The sequence below is a fragment of the Pseudomonas sp. S2_A10 genome (assembly GCF_054668465.1).
In genome coordinates, this window is sequence record NZ_CP162773.1 from 4215345 (window position 1) to 4230513 (window position 15169).

Annotated in this window: 14 protein-coding genes; 6 read left to right on the forward strand and 8 right to left on the reverse strand. The window is 60.8% G+C overall.

Annotated elements, in window-relative coordinates; genetic code table 11:
- Position 1 precedes the first annotated feature (1 nt).
- The 5 genes from AB4N41_RS18930 to gloB form a co-directional block, all read right to left on the reverse strand.
- Positions 2 to 1075, reverse strand: a complete 1074-nt coding sequence (locus tag AB4N41_RS18930; protein ID WP_016774154.1) for a microcin C ABC transporter permease YejB — start codon at positions 1073 to 1075, stop codon at positions 2 to 4.
- Positions 1076 to 1079: 4 nt separating this feature from the next.
- Positions 1080 to 2921 (reverse strand): extracellular solute-binding protein, encoded by a 1842-nt coding sequence (locus AB4N41_RS18935; RefSeq protein ID WP_252883565.1) that lies wholly within the window; start codon positions 2919 to 2921, stop codon positions 1080 to 1082.
- On the reverse strand, positions 2918 to 4750 hold the full coding sequence (locus AB4N41_RS18940) for an extracellular solute-binding protein (RefSeq protein ID WP_460067293.1): 1833 nt from the start codon (positions 4748 to 4750) through the stop codon (positions 2918 to 2920). The genes AB4N41_RS18935 and AB4N41_RS18940 overlap by 4 nt, the downstream gene beginning before the upstream one ends.
- 333 nt (positions 4751 to 5083) lie before the next feature.
- A complete protein-coding gene (locus tag AB4N41_RS18945) occupies positions 5084 to 6547 on the reverse strand; it encodes a transglycosylase SLT domain-containing protein (protein ID WP_041480626.1) in 1464 nt (487 codons plus the stop codon).
- 99 nt (positions 6548 to 6646) lie between these two features.
- A complete protein-coding gene (gene gloB / locus AB4N41_RS18950) occupies positions 6647 to 7414 on the reverse strand; it encodes a hydroxyacylglutathione hydrolase (RefSeq protein WP_056786790.1) in 768 nt (255 codons plus the stop codon).
- Between the two features lie 66 nt (positions 7415 to 7480).
- Here gloB and AB4N41_RS18955 point away from each other — a divergent pair, with 66 nt between their 5' ends.
- The 4 genes from AB4N41_RS18955 (at position 7481) to AB4N41_RS18970 (ending at position 10683) form a co-directional block, all read left to right on the forward strand.
- Entirely contained in the window at positions 7481 to 8239 is a 759-nt protein-coding gene (locus tag AB4N41_RS18955; protein ID WP_041480625.1) for a class I SAM-dependent methyltransferase, read from the forward strand.
- 90 nt (positions 8240 to 8329) lie between these two features.
- Entirely contained in the window at positions 8330 to 8800 is a 471-nt protein-coding gene (rnhA, locus tag AB4N41_RS18960) for a ribonuclease HI (protein WP_007910572.1), read from the forward strand.
- Between the two features lie 201 nt (positions 8801 to 9001).
- Entirely contained in the window at positions 9002 to 9760 is a 759-nt protein-coding gene (gene dnaQ, locus AB4N41_RS18965; protein ID WP_041480624.1) for a DNA polymerase III subunit epsilon, read from the forward strand.
- Positions 9761 to 10068: 308 nt separating this feature from the next.
- Entirely contained in the window at positions 10069 to 10683 is a 615-nt protein-coding gene (locus AB4N41_RS18970; RefSeq protein WP_016774208.1) for a GNAT family N-acetyltransferase, read from the forward strand.
- Here the strand turns inward: AB4N41_RS18970 and AB4N41_RS18975 are convergent.
- Positions 10649 to 11542 carry a LysR substrate-binding domain-containing protein gene (locus AB4N41_RS18975; RefSeq protein ID WP_041480623.1) on the reverse strand — a complete coding sequence of 298 codons (894 nt, stop codon included), beginning with the start codon at positions 11540 to 11542 and terminating at the stop codon, positions 10649 to 10651. The genes AB4N41_RS18970 and AB4N41_RS18975 overlap by 35 nt on opposite strands.
- Positions 11543 to 11627: 85 nt before the next feature.
- On the reverse strand, positions 11628 to 11858 hold the full coding sequence (locus tag AB4N41_RS18980; protein ID WP_041480622.1) for a hypothetical protein: 231 nt from the start codon (positions 11856 to 11858) through the stop codon (positions 11628 to 11630).
- A gap of 183 nt (positions 11859 to 12041) precedes the next feature.
- Here AB4N41_RS18980 and AB4N41_RS18985 point away from each other — a divergent pair, with 183 nt between their 5' ends.
- Positions 12042 to 12599 (forward strand): NADPH-dependent FMN reductase, encoded by a 558-nt coding sequence (locus AB4N41_RS18985; RefSeq protein WP_024012496.1) that lies wholly within the window; start codon positions 12042 to 12044, stop codon positions 12597 to 12599.
- A 149-nt stretch (positions 12600 to 12748) separates the two neighbouring features.
- Positions 12749 to 14032, forward strand: a complete 1284-nt coding sequence (locus AB4N41_RS18990) for an arsenic transporter (RefSeq protein WP_110599012.1) — start codon at positions 12749 to 12751, stop codon at positions 14030 to 14032.
- 110 nt (positions 14033 to 14142) lie between these two features.
- Here the strand turns inward: AB4N41_RS18990 and AB4N41_RS18995 are convergent, their stop codons facing one another.
- On the reverse strand, positions 14143 to 15093 hold the full coding sequence (locus AB4N41_RS18995; protein WP_252877868.1) for a DUF1853 family protein: 951 nt from the start codon (positions 15091 to 15093) through the stop codon (positions 14143 to 14145).
- Positions 15094 to 15169: the final 76 nt, after the last annotated feature.

Below are 15169 nucleotides of genomic sequence, written 5' to 3' on the forward strand. Positions count from 1 at the left end.
CTCAATGCTCCCGGCTGGCGAAGTCGATGCGCGGATCGACAAAGGTGTAGGTCAGGTCGCCGATCAGTTTCACCACCAGCCCGAGCAGGGTGAAGATGAACAGCGTGCCGAACACCACCGGGTAATCGCGATTGATCGCCGCCTCGAAACTCATCAGGCCGAGACCATCGAGAGAGAAGATCACTTCCACCAGCAACGAGCCGGTGAAGAAGATACCGATGAATGCCGACGGAAAACCGGCAATCACCAGCAGCATGGCGTTGCGGAACACGTGGCCGTAGAGCACGCGATGGCGGGTCAGGCCCTTGGCCTTGGCGGTGACCACATACTGCTTGTTGATTTCGTCGAGAAAGCTGTTCTTGGTCAACAGAGTCATGGTCGCGAAGTTGCCGATCACCAGCGCGGTGACCGGCAATGCCAGGTGCCAGAAGTAATCGAGGATCTTGCCGCCCAGGCTCAGCTCATCGAAGTTGTTCGAAGTCAGCCCGCGCAGGGGGAACCAGTCCAGATAACTGCCGCCGGCAAACACCACGATCAGCAGGATCGCAAACAGAAACGCCGGGATCGCATAGCCGACGATGATCGCAGAACTGGTCCAGACATCGAAGTGGCTGCCGTGCCGCGTGGCCTTGGCGATGCCCAGCGGGATCGACACCAGGTACATGATCAGCGTGCTCCACAGCCCCAACGAGATCGACACCGGCATCTTTTCCTTGATCAGGTCGATGACCTTGGCGTCGCGGAAGAAACTGTCGCCGAAATCCAGCTGCGCGTAGTTCTTGACCATGATCCACAGACGTTCCGGGGCCGATTTGTCGAACCCGTACATGTGCTCGATTTCCTTGATCAGCGCCGGATCCAGCCCCTGCGCGCCACGGTAGGACGAGCCGGCCACCGCCACTTCGGCACCGCCGCCGGCAATCCGGCTGGTGGCGCCTTCGAAGCCTTCGAGCTTGGCGATCATCTGCTCGACCGGCCCGCCGGGCGCGGCCTGGATGATCACGAAGTTGATCAGCAGAATGCCGAACAGGGTCGGGATGATCAGCAGCAGTCGCCGAAAGATATACGCCAGCATCTGATTACTCCGTGCCCGCAGGGTCGGCTTGCAGTTGGGTTTCGACTTCTACGGCAGGCTTGGCGTCAGGCTTGACCCACCAGGTGTTGATGCCGATGTCGTACTTGGGCGAGGTTTTCGGGTGGCCGATGTGGTTCCAGTAAGCCACGCGCCAGCTCTTGATGTGCCAGTTCGGCACCACGTAGTAGCCCCATTGCAGAACACGATCCAGCGCCCGAGCGTGGGCAACCAGACTTTTGCGCGAGTCGGCGTTGATCAGGCTTTCCACCAGTTGATCAACGGTCGGGTCTTTGAGGCCCATGCTGTTGCGGCTGCTCGGTTTGTCGGCGGCGGCGCTCATCCAGTACTCGCGCTGCTCGTTACCCGGCGAATTGGACTGGGGAAAGCTGCCGACCATCATGTCGAAATCCCGCGAGCGCACGCGGTTGATGTACTGCGAGACGTCGACGCGGCGGATGACCAGATCGATGCCTAGGTCGCTGAGGTTGCGCTTGAACGGCAGCAGCACCCGTTCGAATTCGGTCTGGGCGAGGAGGAATTCGATCACCACCGGTTTGCCAGTGGCGTCGACCATTTTGTCATCGACGATTTTCCAGCCGGCCTCTTGCAGCAGTTGATAGGCCTCACGCTGCTGGGTGCGGATCATGCCGCTGGCGTCGGTCTTGGGATTTTCGAAGGCTTCGCTGAACACCTGGGCCGGCAGTTTGCTGCGAAACGGTTCGAGGATCGTCCGTTGCTCGGCGTCGGGCAGGCCGGTGGCGGCCATTTCCGAGTTCTCGAAGTAACTGCGGGTGCGCACGTAGGCGCCGTTGAACAATTGCTTGTTGGTCCATTCGAAGTCGAACAGCAGCCCCAGCGCCTGACGCACGCGCACATCCTGGAACACCGGGCGGCGCAGGTTGAAGACGAAGCCCTGCATGCCGGTCGGGTTGCTGTTGGGGATCAGTTCCTTGATCAAACGCCCCTCGGTGACCGCCGGAACGTTATAGGCGCTGGCCCAGTTCTTCGCGGTCATCTCCAGCCAGTAATCGAACTGCCCGGCCTTCAGTGCTTCGAGGGCGACGGTGTTGTCGCGGTAATAGTCGGTGGTCATCGTGTCGAAGTTGTAGAAGCCACGGTTGACCGGCAAGTCCTTGCCCCAGTAATCCTTGACCCGCTCGTAACGTACCGAACGGCCGGCCTTCACTTGGGTGACCTTGTACGGGCCGCTGCCCAGCGGGATTTCCAGATTGCCCTTGTTGAAGTCGCGACTGGCCCACCAGTGTTTCGGCAGGACCGGCAACTGGCCGAGGATCAGCGGCAGCTCGCGGTTGTTGCTGTGCTTGAACTTGAACAAGACTTTCAACGGGTCTTCGGCAATGGCTTCGGCGACGTCGTTGTAGTAGCCGCGAAACATCGGCGAGCCTTCCTTGGTCAACGTCTCGAAGCTGAACACCACGTCTTCGGCGCGCACCGGGTGGCCGTCGTGGAAACGCGCTTGCGGGCGCAGGTAGAAGCGCACCCAACTGTTGTCGTCGGCTTTCTCGATCTTGCTGGCAATCAGGCCGTACTCGGTGAACGGCTCGTCGAGGCTGTGTTTGGTCAGGGTGTCGTAGATCTGGCCGATGTCATCGGCCGGCACGCCTTTGTTGATGAACGGGTTGAGGCTATCGAAGCCGCCGAAACCGGCTTGGCGGAACACGCCGCCCTTGGGCGCATCAGGGTTCACGTAGTCGAAATGCTTGAAATCGGCCGGGTATTTCGGCGGCTCGTTGTACAGGGTCACGGCGTGTTGCGGGGCGGCCCAGGCCAGCCCGGCGAACAGCAAGCCGCCGGCCTGCACGAGCAGGGTGCGAACAGCGTTCATCGATCTTTCTCCGAAGACTTCAGCCACCATGCGCTCAGGCCCAGGGTGTAGGGCGGCGTGGTGACAAAGGCCAACCGGTTGCGGTAGGCCAGACGGTGATAATTGAGGTACCAGTTGGGAATGCTGTAGTGCTGCCAGAGCAGCACGCGGTCGAGCGCTTTGCCAGCGGCGACCTGCTCGTCGCGGGTGCGGGCGGCGAGCAATTGTTCGAGCAGGTGATCGACCACCGGATTGGCGATGCCCGCGTAATTCTTGCTGCCCTTGACGTTCACCTGGCTGGAGTGGAAGTACTGCCACTGCTCAAGGCCCGGGCTCAGGGTCTGGCCGAGGGTCATCGAGATCATGTCGAAATCGAATTGATCGAGGCGCTGTTTGTATTGCGCACGATCAACGGTGCGCAGGCGCGCGTCGATGCCGATGCTGTTGAGGTTTTCGATGTACGGCTGATAGAGCCGCTCCAGGCTCGGGTTGACCAGCAGCAGTTCGAAACGCAGCGGTTGGCCGTCTTTGTCTTGCAGGCGCTGGCCGTGGAGCTTCCAACCGGCCTCGGCGAGCAGGGCCAGCGCCTTGCGCATGGTTTCCCGGGGAATGCCTCGGCCGTCGGTCTTCGGCAGGGTAAACGGCTCGGTGAACAGCCGGGCTGGCAACTGCTCCTTGTAAGGCTTGAGCATCAGCCATTCATGGCCGACCGGCAGGCCGGACGCAGTGAATTCGCTGTTGGGGTAGTAACTGCTTGTGCGCTTGTAGGCATCGCTGAACAGCGCACGGTTGGTCCACTCGAAATCGAACATCAGGCCCAGCGCTTCGCGGGTTTTTACGTCGGCGAACGTCGCGCGGCGGCTGTTCATGAACAGGCCCTGAGTCTGCGTCGGAATCTGATGCGGGATCTGTGCCTTGATCACTTCGCCACGACGTACAGCAGGGAAGTTGTAGCCGTTGACCCAGTTCTTCGCCTGATGCTCGATGTAGATGTCGAACTCACCGGCCTTGAACGCTTCGAAGGCGACATCGCTGTCGCGGTAGAACTCGACGTCCATGCGATCGAAATTGTACTTGCCGCGATTGACCGGCAGATCCTTGCCCCAGTAATCCTTGACCCGCTCGAAAATCAGCTGCCGACCCGGCGTGACCGACGTGATGCGGTACGGCCCGCTGCCCAGCGGTGGTTCGAAGGTGGTGGCTTTGAAGTCGCGGTCTTTCCAGTAATGCTGCGGCAGCACCGGCAACTCGCCCAGGCGCAGGATCAGCAGCGGATTGCCCGAGCGCTTGAACACAAAGCGAATGCGCTGTTTGTTGAGGATGTCGACCCGTAGCACTTCCTGCAAGGCCGTGCGATACAGCGGATGACCGTCCTTGAGCAGCGTTCGATAGGAGAACGCCACGTCGTAGGCGGTGATGGGCGCGCCGTCGTGAAAGCGTGCTTCGGGGCGCAAATTGAAGACGACCCAGCTGCGATCTTCGCTGTACTCCACCGATTGTGCGATCAAACCGTAGCTCGACGCCGGCTCGTCTCCGGACGGCGAATACTGTCCGGTACCAACCATCAGCGGCTCGTTGAGCTCGTTGATGCCGTACTGGAGAAAATTGGCGGTGGTAACCGGGCTGGTGCCCTTGAAGGTGTACGGATTGACCGTATCGAAGGTGCCGAACGCCATCACCCGCAACGTACCGCCTTTGGGCGCTTGCGGGTTGACCCAGTCGAAGTGGGTAAATCTGGCCGGGTACTTGAGCGTGCCGAACTGCGCATAACCATGACTTTCGGTAATCGTTGCGCTTGCGGGTGAGCTCAAGGCCAGGCTGATCAGGAGCAGGGAGAGGGCACGCTTCAAGTCAGATCCGATCCAGCGGCTTGGGCTTTGTGGGCCGTACAGTAACAGCTTGTCTGGACAGGAAAAAGATGCGGGTTAATGCCGGGTTAATCGTTTGCGCGAAGAGCCCCTCACCCTAACCCTCTCCCGGAGGGAGAGGGGGCTGATCGTGGTGTCTGGGCGAATTGCACCGACGTGCGATACCGAGTCGAAGTCAGTTTCTGAAAAGCCCCCGATCGGCTCCCTTTCCCCCTCTCCCCCCTGGGGGAGAGGGCTGGGGTGAGGGGGATGGATCTAAGCACACCACAAAAACTTCATCCAAAAAAAGCCCCTGAAATATCAGGGGCTCTTCAATCAGTGCGGCTGATAAACCGTAAGCATCTGCCCAGGCTTGAGTGCCTTGCCCGCACCCGGGTTCCAACGCTTGAGATGTTGCATCTCGACGTTGAACCGCTTGGCCACCACATACAGGGTGTCGCCGCGCTTGACCTTGTACTGGGTCTGCTGCTTGCTCTCGTCCTTGCCTTTGGTCTTGGTATTCGCCGCGACCACGGTGTTGACCCGGCCGGATTTGCGCGCCGGTGCACGCTTGGTGTTGTCCTGCATGACCAGGGTCTGGCCGACCTTGAGATTCTTGCCGGTCAGCTTGTTCCAGCGCTGCAGATCCTTGACTTCGACCTTGTTGGCCTTGGCGATGGAACCGAGGTTGTCGCCACGCTTGACCCGATAGGCGCGTTTGAGCTGTGCCACTTCCGACGGATCGGCGCCTTCGAACACCGGTTTCAGCGAGCGCGGGCTGATCAGTTCGTCCGGGCGCATGGTCTGCAGACTGGCGGTCAGCAGTTGCGCCTTGGACGTCGGCACCAGCAAGTGCTGCGGACCGTCGATGGTGGTGCGCTGTTTGAACGCGGGGTTGAGCTGGAACAGTTCGTCTTCATCGATGTTCGCCACCGCAGCGACCTTGGACAGGTCCATGCGCTGGTTGATTTCGACGACCTGGAAGTACGGTTCGTTGGCGATCGGGTTGAGGTTGACGCCGTAGGCTTCAGGCGCCAGTACCACTTGCGACAGTGCCAGCAACTTCGGCACATAGGCCTGGGTTTCCGCCGGCAGTGGCAGGTTCCAGTAGTCGGTGGGCAGGCCGAGCTTTTCGTTGCGCTCGATCGCCCGGCTTACGGTGCCTTCACCAGCGTTGTAGGCTGCCAGCGCCAGCAGCCAGTCGCCGTTGAACATGTCGTGCAGGCGGGTCAGGTAATCCATCGCGGCCGTGGTCGAGGCGGTAATGTCGCGACGACCATCATAAAAACGCGTCTGGCGCAGGTTGAAATAACGCCCGGTGGACGGAATGAACTGCCACAGGCCCACCGCATCGGCGCGGGAATAGGCCATCGGGTTGTAGGCGCTCTCGATCACCGGCAGCAGGGCCAGTTCCAGCGGCATGTTGCGCTCTTCGAGGCGTTCGACAATGTAATGAATGTAGAGGCTGCCGCGTTCGCCGGCATTCTCGAGAAAAGAGGGGTTACTGGCGAACCACAGGCGCTGTTGCTCGATGCGCGGATTGACGCCAAGGCCTTCCTGCAACTGGAAGCCCTGACGCATGCGTTCCCAGATGTCCTGGGGCGCCACTGGAGTGGGCTTCTCGGTCAGCCAGATCGGCTTCTGCTTGGCTCGCGCAGCAATGTTCGGCGTATGCGTCGCTTCAGTCTGCGGAGCGTGGCTGGAGCAACCCGCCAGCGTGGCGGACACAGCCACCGCGATGGCTTGTGCCAGGCGGGTCAAAGCATCTGAATTGACGGACTTACGTATGGATGACGACATTGGCTGGAAGTAAGTTCCGGGCAAAAATGTCGGGCGATTCTAGAAAGCGCACCCCCTGCGGTCAACCATTGAGAATTTTTGCCCCGGCCGGCGCGCTTGTCAGAACTTGTCTTTCCATGCCCGCAGAGCCGCAAATACCTCGCTCGGCGCCCGGTTTTGAGCGCCTTCCCGTTCGTCCACTTTTTGTGTAACCAATGTTTCAGAAGTGCGTAAAAACGGATTGGTCAGCTTTTCCAGGGCCAAAGTCGACGGCAATGTCATCACGCCGTTCTGCCGTTGCTGCGTGACCTTTTCCAGACGGGCGGCGACTTCCGGGTTGCCCGGCTCGACGGCGGCGGCAAATTTCAGATTGCTCAAGGTGTATTCATGGGTGCAGTAGACCAGCGTATCTTCCGGCAGGGCCGCAAGACGGCTGAGCGAGCGGTACATCTGCTCGGGTGTGCCTTCGAACAGCCGGCCGCAACCGGCGGCGAACAGGGTGTCGCCGCAGAACAGCAGACCATGGTGGTAATAGGCGATGTGCCCCAGGGTGTGACCGGGTACCGCATAGACGTCGAAGTCCCAGCCGAGCACGCTGACGCTGTCGTTGTCCTTGAGCGCTACGTCGCGCGCCGGGATGCTTTCGCTGGCCGGGCCGTAGACCTTGGCGCCGGTCGCGGCTTTCAGGCGCTCGACGCCGCCGACATGGTCATGGTGATGGTGAGTGATCAGAATATCGCTGAGCACCCAGCCCGGATGCGCGTCAAGCCACGCCTGCACCGGGGTGGCGTCGCCCGGATCGACCACCGCGCAGCGCTGGGTCTGATGATCCTGTAACAACCAGATGTAGTTGTCGGTGAACGCGGGCAGGGCACTGATCTGTATCATCGTCGGAATTCGCCAAGCAGAAAACATTGGCGCATCTTAGTAGTTCCTGGCGCGTTGGAGAATGACATGACCGATAAAGCGTTCGCTCAGGCCGATCCCGACTGGCTGGCATTGATCAGCGCCGCCCGCGAATGGCTGTCGGGGCCGCTCGGGCAATTTCTGCTGGATGAAGAGCGGCGCATGCTCGATGACGAGCTCGGCCGCTTCTTCGGCGGTTATCTGGTGCATTACGGGCCGTCCGCCGAAACCCCGCCGGCCGCGCCGCAAGTGCAGCGCAACGTGCGTCTCGGCGCACCGTTGCCCGGAGTCGAGATCGTTTGCGAAGAGCAGGCCTGGCCGTTGAGCGAGCACGCCGCCGACGTGGTGGTGATGCAGCATGGCCTGGATTTCTGCCTGTCGCCCCACGGTTTGCTGCGTGAAGCAGCGAGCAGCGTGCGCCCCGGCGGGCATCTGCTGATCATCGGCATCAACCCCTGGAGCACTTGGGGGCTGCGGCATTTCTTCGCCAATGATGCCCTGCGCAAGGCGCGCTGCATCTCGCCGTCGCGGGTCGCCGACTGGCTCAATCTGCTGGGCTTCGCGCTGGAGAAACGCCGCTTCGGATGCTATCGTCCGCCGCTCGCGTCACCCAAGTGGCAGAACCGTCTGGCCGGCTGGGAACGCAAGGCCGGTGACTGGCAATTGTCTGGCGGCGGCTTCTATCTGCTGGTGGCGCGCAAGATCGTGGTGGGGCTCAGGCCGTTGCGCCAGGAACGCCGCGAGCCGATGGGCAAGCTGATTCCGCTGCCGATGGCCAAGGTCAACCGCCGCCGCATCGAACCGTAAATCTTCTTTTATTTGTGGCCGGGCTTGTCCCGGCCGCGGTCATTGTCGATCCGCGATTGGCAGGACAGGCATTTTTCTGGAAAGACTGGCATGAGCGAAAGCGTGGAAAGCGTCGACACCGTAGAACTGTTCACCGACGGTGCCTGCAAGGGCAACCCCGGTCCCGGCGGCTGGGGCGCGCTGCTGGTGTGCAAGGGCGTCGAAAAGGAACTGTGGGGCGGCGAGGCCAACACCACCAACAATCGCATGGAGCTGCTCGGCGCGATTCGTGGCCTGGAAGCGCTCAAGCGCCCCTGCGAAGTGCTGCTGGTCACCGACTCGCAATACGTGATGAAAGGCATCAACGAGTGGATGGCCAACTGGAAGAAGCGCGGCTGGAAAACGGCTGCGAAAGAGCCGGTAAAGAATGCCGATCTGTGGAAAGAGCTGGACGAGCAGGTCAACCGCCACAAAGTCACCTGGAAATGGGTGCGCGGGCACATTGGTCATCACGGTAACGAGCGGGCTGACCAATTGGCTAACCGTGGGGTCGATGAAGTTCGCGGTTACAAGCAGAGCTGATTTCGCTTCTAACCGTGGCGTGGCCGTTCGCGAGCAGGCTCGCTCCCACAGGGAAATGTATTCCAGGCCTTGAATTGGAATGCATTCAGTGTGGGAGCGAGCCTGCTCGCGAAGGACCCGCCACGGTCTGACTGAAACACCCCGCCGAGCGTGTTAACATCCGCGCTTTTGCATGATTGACCCGTTGAGAGCTGAGCACTGATGGCCACCAGATCCGTTGTACTCGATACCGAAACCACCGGCATGCCGGTGACCGATGGTCACCGGATCATTGAAATCGGTTGCGTCGAACTGATCGGTCGGCGCCTGACGGGCCGGCATTTCCACGTTTATCTGCAACCGGATCGCGAGAGCGACGAAGGCGCGATCGGTGTGCATGGCATTACCAACGAATTCCTCGTCGGCAAGCCGCGCTTTGCCGAAGTTGCCGATGAGTTCTTCGAGTTCATCCAGGGCGCGCAACTGATCATCCACAACGCGGCGTTCGACGTTGGCTTCATCAACAACGAATTTGCCTTGATGGGCCAGCACGATCGCGCCGATATCACCCAGCATTGCACCATCCTCGATACCCTGATGATGGCCCGGGAACGTCACCCGGGGCAGCGCAACAGCCTCGACGCGTTGTGCAAACGTTACGGCGTCGACAACTCCGGCCGTGAACTCCACGGCGCCTTGCTCGACTCGGAGATTCTCGCCGACGTCTACCTGACCATGACCGGCGGCCAGACCAGCCTGTCGCTGGCTGGCAACGCGTCTGACGGCAATGGCACGGGCGAGGGCGCCGACAACTCGGCTACCGAAATCCGCCGCCTGCCGGTCGATCGCCAGCCAGCACGCATCATCCGGGCGACCGAAGAAGAACTGGCGGCGCATCTGGTGCGGCTGGAAATCATCGCCAAATCGGCGGGAGCGCCGGCGTTGTGGACGCAGATTGCCGAGGCTGATGCGCAGGTCTGAAAGATCGAAAAATCAAAAGATCAGAAGATCAAAAGATCGCAGCCTTCGGCAGCTCCTACGGGGAATGCATTCCATAGTGGGGACCAGGAAGGCAGCGATTTTTTGCATTTGGCGACATGAAGCCAAGTTGCCACCCTCGCCACATTCGTCGCAACCCTCTACCCTGAGTGCACTGGTCAGGTGCAAATCTGCCGCCTCAGGACACTGAGCCTCATGTACAAAGAGTTGAAATTTGCGCTGGCAATCATCCATCGCGACGGTAAGGTCGACACCGTCGGCTGCGTCAAGGAATGAGGACTTTTCCCAGTATGCAACCGGTCATGAATCCGAAATACCCAGGGTTGTCGGTGCGTGTAGCCGACGAAGGTTTTGCGCCGTATATCTGGGGCAGCGACTTCAGTTTCGAGGTCGCTGCCTACGGCGCTGCCGTGATCGGCAAGCCGGTCGAGCAGTGGCCGGTGACGCCAATCGTGCCGTACCGCAAGTGCTACGGCATCGATCCCGAAGAATTCAGCGCCTTTCACAACGCGCCCGACAGTGCGATTTTCATGGCGTACCTGGACGACGAGCCGGTCGGTCACCTGGTGATCAGCACCAACTGGAACGGCTTTGCCCACATCGATGAACTGGCGGTGCACGCCCCGGCCCGCCGCCACGGTGTGGCCAAGGCGTTGCTCGATGTCGCGCAGTTCTGGAGTCGCAAGAAGAAGCTGCCGGGCATCATGCTCGAAACCCAGAACAACAATCTCGGCGCCTGTCGTCTGTATGAGCGTTGCGGTTATGTGATCGGCGGCATCGACCAGTTACGCTATCGCGGCATCGATCCGCATACCGCTGAAGTCGCGTTGTTCTGGTATCGCCTGTTCGATAATCCGCTGGAAAAACCACTCAGCTCGACAACATCGCCTCGGCTTGTTCCGTGACGATCGCCAGCAAGGTCTGAATCGCCGCCGACGGCGCGGCATGTTTGAAGGTCAGGGCGTAGAGGCTGATCGGCACCGCCGGTGACAATGGGCAGACGTCCAGGCCACCGGCGCGGGCGCCCAGAGCGGTGAACGGATCGACGATGGCCAGACCTTCGCCGGCCTCGACCATGCTGCGCATCATCTGATGGGTCTGCACGCGGGTCTGAATGCTCGGTGCCGGGCGCAAGGCCTGAAGTTTGTTTTCCAGCGCCGGGCTCAGTGGATCCTGACCTTCGAGACCGACCATGGCCTGACCGGCCAGATCCACTAGGGAAATGTATTTCTGTTTCGGCTGCAGCCAGCCGTGCGGAGCGAGCAATTGCAGCTTGCCCTGGGCCAGCGGCTGGCAGTGGATATCGGGGTGTTCGGGATCGTGCAGGCTCAGGCCCAGATCGCTTTCGCGCAATAACAGGCTGCGGACGATGTCGCGAGTCGGCGCGCTGAGCAGGCTGCAAGGTGCGTCCGGCAAGCGCCGACGCAGAGTCGCAAGGCTTTGTGGCAGTAATTGTTGAGCCAGCGGCGGGGTGCCGATGATGCGCAGGGGTGGGGCGAGGTATTGCTTGAGGCTGCTGGCCAGACGCTGCACCGGCTCAAGCGCCTCATAAACGTGTGCGATTTCCACTTGCAGGGCGCGCGCTTCGGGGGTCGATTGCAGGCGACCGCGAACGCTGGCGAACAGCATGAACCCCAACTGACTCTCGGCTTCGCGCAAACGCTCTTCGACCTCGGTCACCGGCAGTTGCAGCCATTCGGCGGCGGTGCCCAGGTGACCGGTCTGCAAGAGCGCCTGAATCACTTCGATGTGGCGTAAACGCATGCGTGAAGTCCATGTTCAGCAGGTGGGGTCAGACGCTGAATCCTACCCCAAGTCCGCTCGCATGACTTCTGCTCATAATGCAGGGTTATGAAGCAACGGTTGGCTCGGGTTCGCGGATCAGGGTAATGCCTGATTGAACCAGGAGAAACTCGCTGTCACTGACCTTGTTGACCCGATCGCCAATGGCGAGTTTGTAAATGGGCTCCGAGCCAGTGGATCCGTCTGCAGACGGGTTCGATTCCTGGAATTCATGCACGGAATAAACGCGGCCTTCCGCATCTCTTGCATGAAACTGACCGACGAGTACTGCTGCCATCTGCTTAGAACCTCTGGAGATAAAACGCTTGATTTGCGGCTTTGTAGACCGTCAGCAAGCTCGGTAAGTTTTCCTACATGAAAAAAATATTCCTCGCGCAGGAAAAACCAATGACCACTGGTGAAAATGTCACTGGATCATCTATAACTAGCGACTCTTCCCACGGACCATCGAGAGTCATCCATGAGCAATGTCTACAACGTCGCTGTAGTGGTCGGTAGCCTGCGCAAAGCATCGATCAATCGCAAAGTCGCACTGGCCCTCGCCGAACTGGCACCGGCCAATCTCAAGCTCGAGATTGTCGAAATCGGTGAACTGCCGCTGTACAACGAAGACATCGACGGCGCTTCTCCGCCGGCAGCCTACAGCACTTTCCGTCAGAAAGTGGCGTCATCCGACGCGGTGCTGTTTGTCACCCCCGAGTACAACCGCTCGATCCCGGCACCGTTGAAGAACGCCATCGACGTCGGTTCGCGCCCTTATGGCCAGAGCGCGTGGAGCGGCAAACCCGGCGCGGTGATCAGCGTATCGCCAGGCGCCATCGGTGGCTTCGGCGCCAACCAGCACCTGCGCCAGACCTTTGTTTTCCTCGATATCCATTGCCTGCAACAGCCGGAAGCCTATCTGGGCGGCGCGGGCAACGCGTTTGATGAAGCGGGCAAGCTGAGCGACTCGGTGAAACCGTTCCTGCAGAAATTCATCGATGCGTACGGCCAGTTCGTCGAGCAACACAAGAAATAAACTTACCGAAACTCACTGTGGGAGCGAGCCTGCTCGCGAAGGCGGACTGTCAGATAACAATTTCGCGTCTGACACACCGCTTTCGCGAGCAGGCTCGCTCCCACATTTGTTCGATTTTCACCCGTTTCGCTATTTGAAGGCTTCTGCGAATGCTCGCTGCGTCACTGATTTTCCTGCTGACCATCACCCTCGTTATCTGGCAACCCAAGGGGCTCGGCGTCGGCTGGAGTGCAACGTTGGGCGCCGTGCTGGCGTTGATTTTTGGCGTCGTTCACCTCACGGACATCCCGCTGGTCTGGCAGATCATCTGGAACGCCACCGGCACCTTCGTCGCGCTGATCATCATCAGCCTGTTGCTCGACGAGGCTGGTTTTTTCAACTGGGCGGCGCTGCACGTGGCGCGTTGGGGGCGGGGCAGTGGGCGCAAACTGTTTGCCTTCATGGTGCTGCTCGGCGCGCTGGTCTCGGCGCTGTTCGCCAATGACGGCGCGGCGCTGATTCTCACGCCGATCGTGATTTCAATGCTGCTGGCGCTGCGCTTTTCACCAGCGGCGACGCTGGCCTTCGTCATGGGCGCCGGGTTTATCGCCGATACGGCGAGCCTGCCGCTGGTGGTGTCGAACCTGGTCAACATCGTTTCGGCGGACTTCTTCCATATTGGCTTCAACCGCTATGCCGCAGTGATGGTGCCGGTGAACTTCGTCAGCGTGGCGGCGACGTTGGGCATGTTGCTGTGGTTTTTTCGCCGCGACATCCCGGCCGCTTACGACCCGGAACAACTGGAAAATCCGCAAACCGCGATCCACGACAAAGCGACGTTCTACGCCGGTTGGGCGGTGTTGGTGATCCTGTTGATCGGCTGCTTTGCCCTCGAACCGCTGGGCATTCCGATCAGCGCTATTTCCGCTGTGTGCGCCGCGCTGCTGCTGGGTATCGCTGCGCGCGGCCACAAGATCTCCACGCGCAAAGTGATGAAAGAAGCGCCGTGGCAGATCGTGATTTTCTCGCTGGGCATGTACCTGGTGGTGTACGGCCTGCGCAACGCCGGGCTCACCGGTTACCTCGCCGGGTGGCTGGACGTATTCGCCGGTCACGGCGTGTGGGGCGCGGCCATGGGCACCGGGGTGCTGACGGCGCTGCTGTCGTCGATCATGAACAACTTGCCGACGGTGTTGATCGGCTTGCTGTCGATCGATGCCAGTCAGGCCAGCGGCGTGATCAAAGAAGCGATGATCTACGCCAACGTCATCGGCAGCGACCTGGGGCCGAAGATCACTCCGATCGGCAGCCTGGCGACCTTGCTGTGGCTGCACGTGCTGGAGCGCAAAGGCATCCATATCGGCTGGGGCTATTACTTCCGTGTCGGGATTGTGTTGACGGTGCCGGTGTTACTGGTGACGTTGGCGGCACTGGCGGTGCGGCTTTCGCTGTAGACCGGGGTGGGCCCAATCGCTGGCAAGCCAGCTCCCACAGATTTGTATTCATCGCGAAACCTGTGGGAGCTGGCTTGCCAGCGAAGGGGCCAGTTCAGGCACTACAAATCTCAGGTTTGGCCGGGGACATTCGGCCAAAGATCCGCCACCAGAAACAACCGCTCCGCCTCTTCCCATTCGCCCTGGGCATTCTCGGTCAGGCGTACCAGCAACTGCGCCGGGGCCAGTGCTGGCAGGTCTGCCAGCCACAAACGCAGGTGCTCATCTGTCCAGACCTGATCCGCCGGGTAATGCGCCGGCGCCAGCCACGCATGGCGGGGCAGGGGTTGCCAGCGGCCCGGCGGGCTTTGGTCGACAAATGCCGGCCAGTCCTTCTGATGCAGCCAACTGCCACGCAGATGTTGTGGATGCGCGCCGTTCGGTGAGTCGGCCTGCCCGGGCCACGGATACAGCAGATAACCGCCCAGCCACAACTGCGCGCTGAAGGTTTCGATATCCAGCGCCGCGAGCACCTCGCGGCTTTCCGGGCGCGCCGAGATCGGCAATTGATGCTCGGCCAGATGTGCCAGTTTGCGATCCAGCCGGTCATGACAACCCGGCCCCAGCCACTGCGCGGGATCGCGGCCATCGCCATCCTGCGGGCCAAGGTAGAGCTTGATCGCCAGTTCCAGATGATGCACGCCGTCGCGGTCACGCAGCAGCATGTCGAGTTCGCCGAGGGTGTGCCCAGCGCGGCGGATTGGCAGGTTGGCGGCGATCAGTTCGATGCCCGGCGCATGCGAGACGGCGAACTGCCAAAGACGCTCGTAATACAGACCCAGACGCCGGGTGCGCGCCTGCGACAGCCATTGCAGCAGGCCGTAACTGTCGCGGTCGAGCTGGTGCAGCCAATGTTCGAGGCGCTGCGGGTCGTGCACCCAGTCGCTGCCGGCAAGCGGATGGCGCTGGGGCCACGGCGTGGCGGCGAGCATCGGCGGCGCGAGGATCACCCACGCCAGGTCCCGCACTTCGGGATGGCGTAATCGATGGGGCAATTGCAACAAGTCGGGGAACAGGATCATCTTGCGAGCATAGCCTTAAACCTGAGTGCACCCTTGAGGCTGAAAGGATTTTGTCTATCTGGCGCTTTCGCCCATA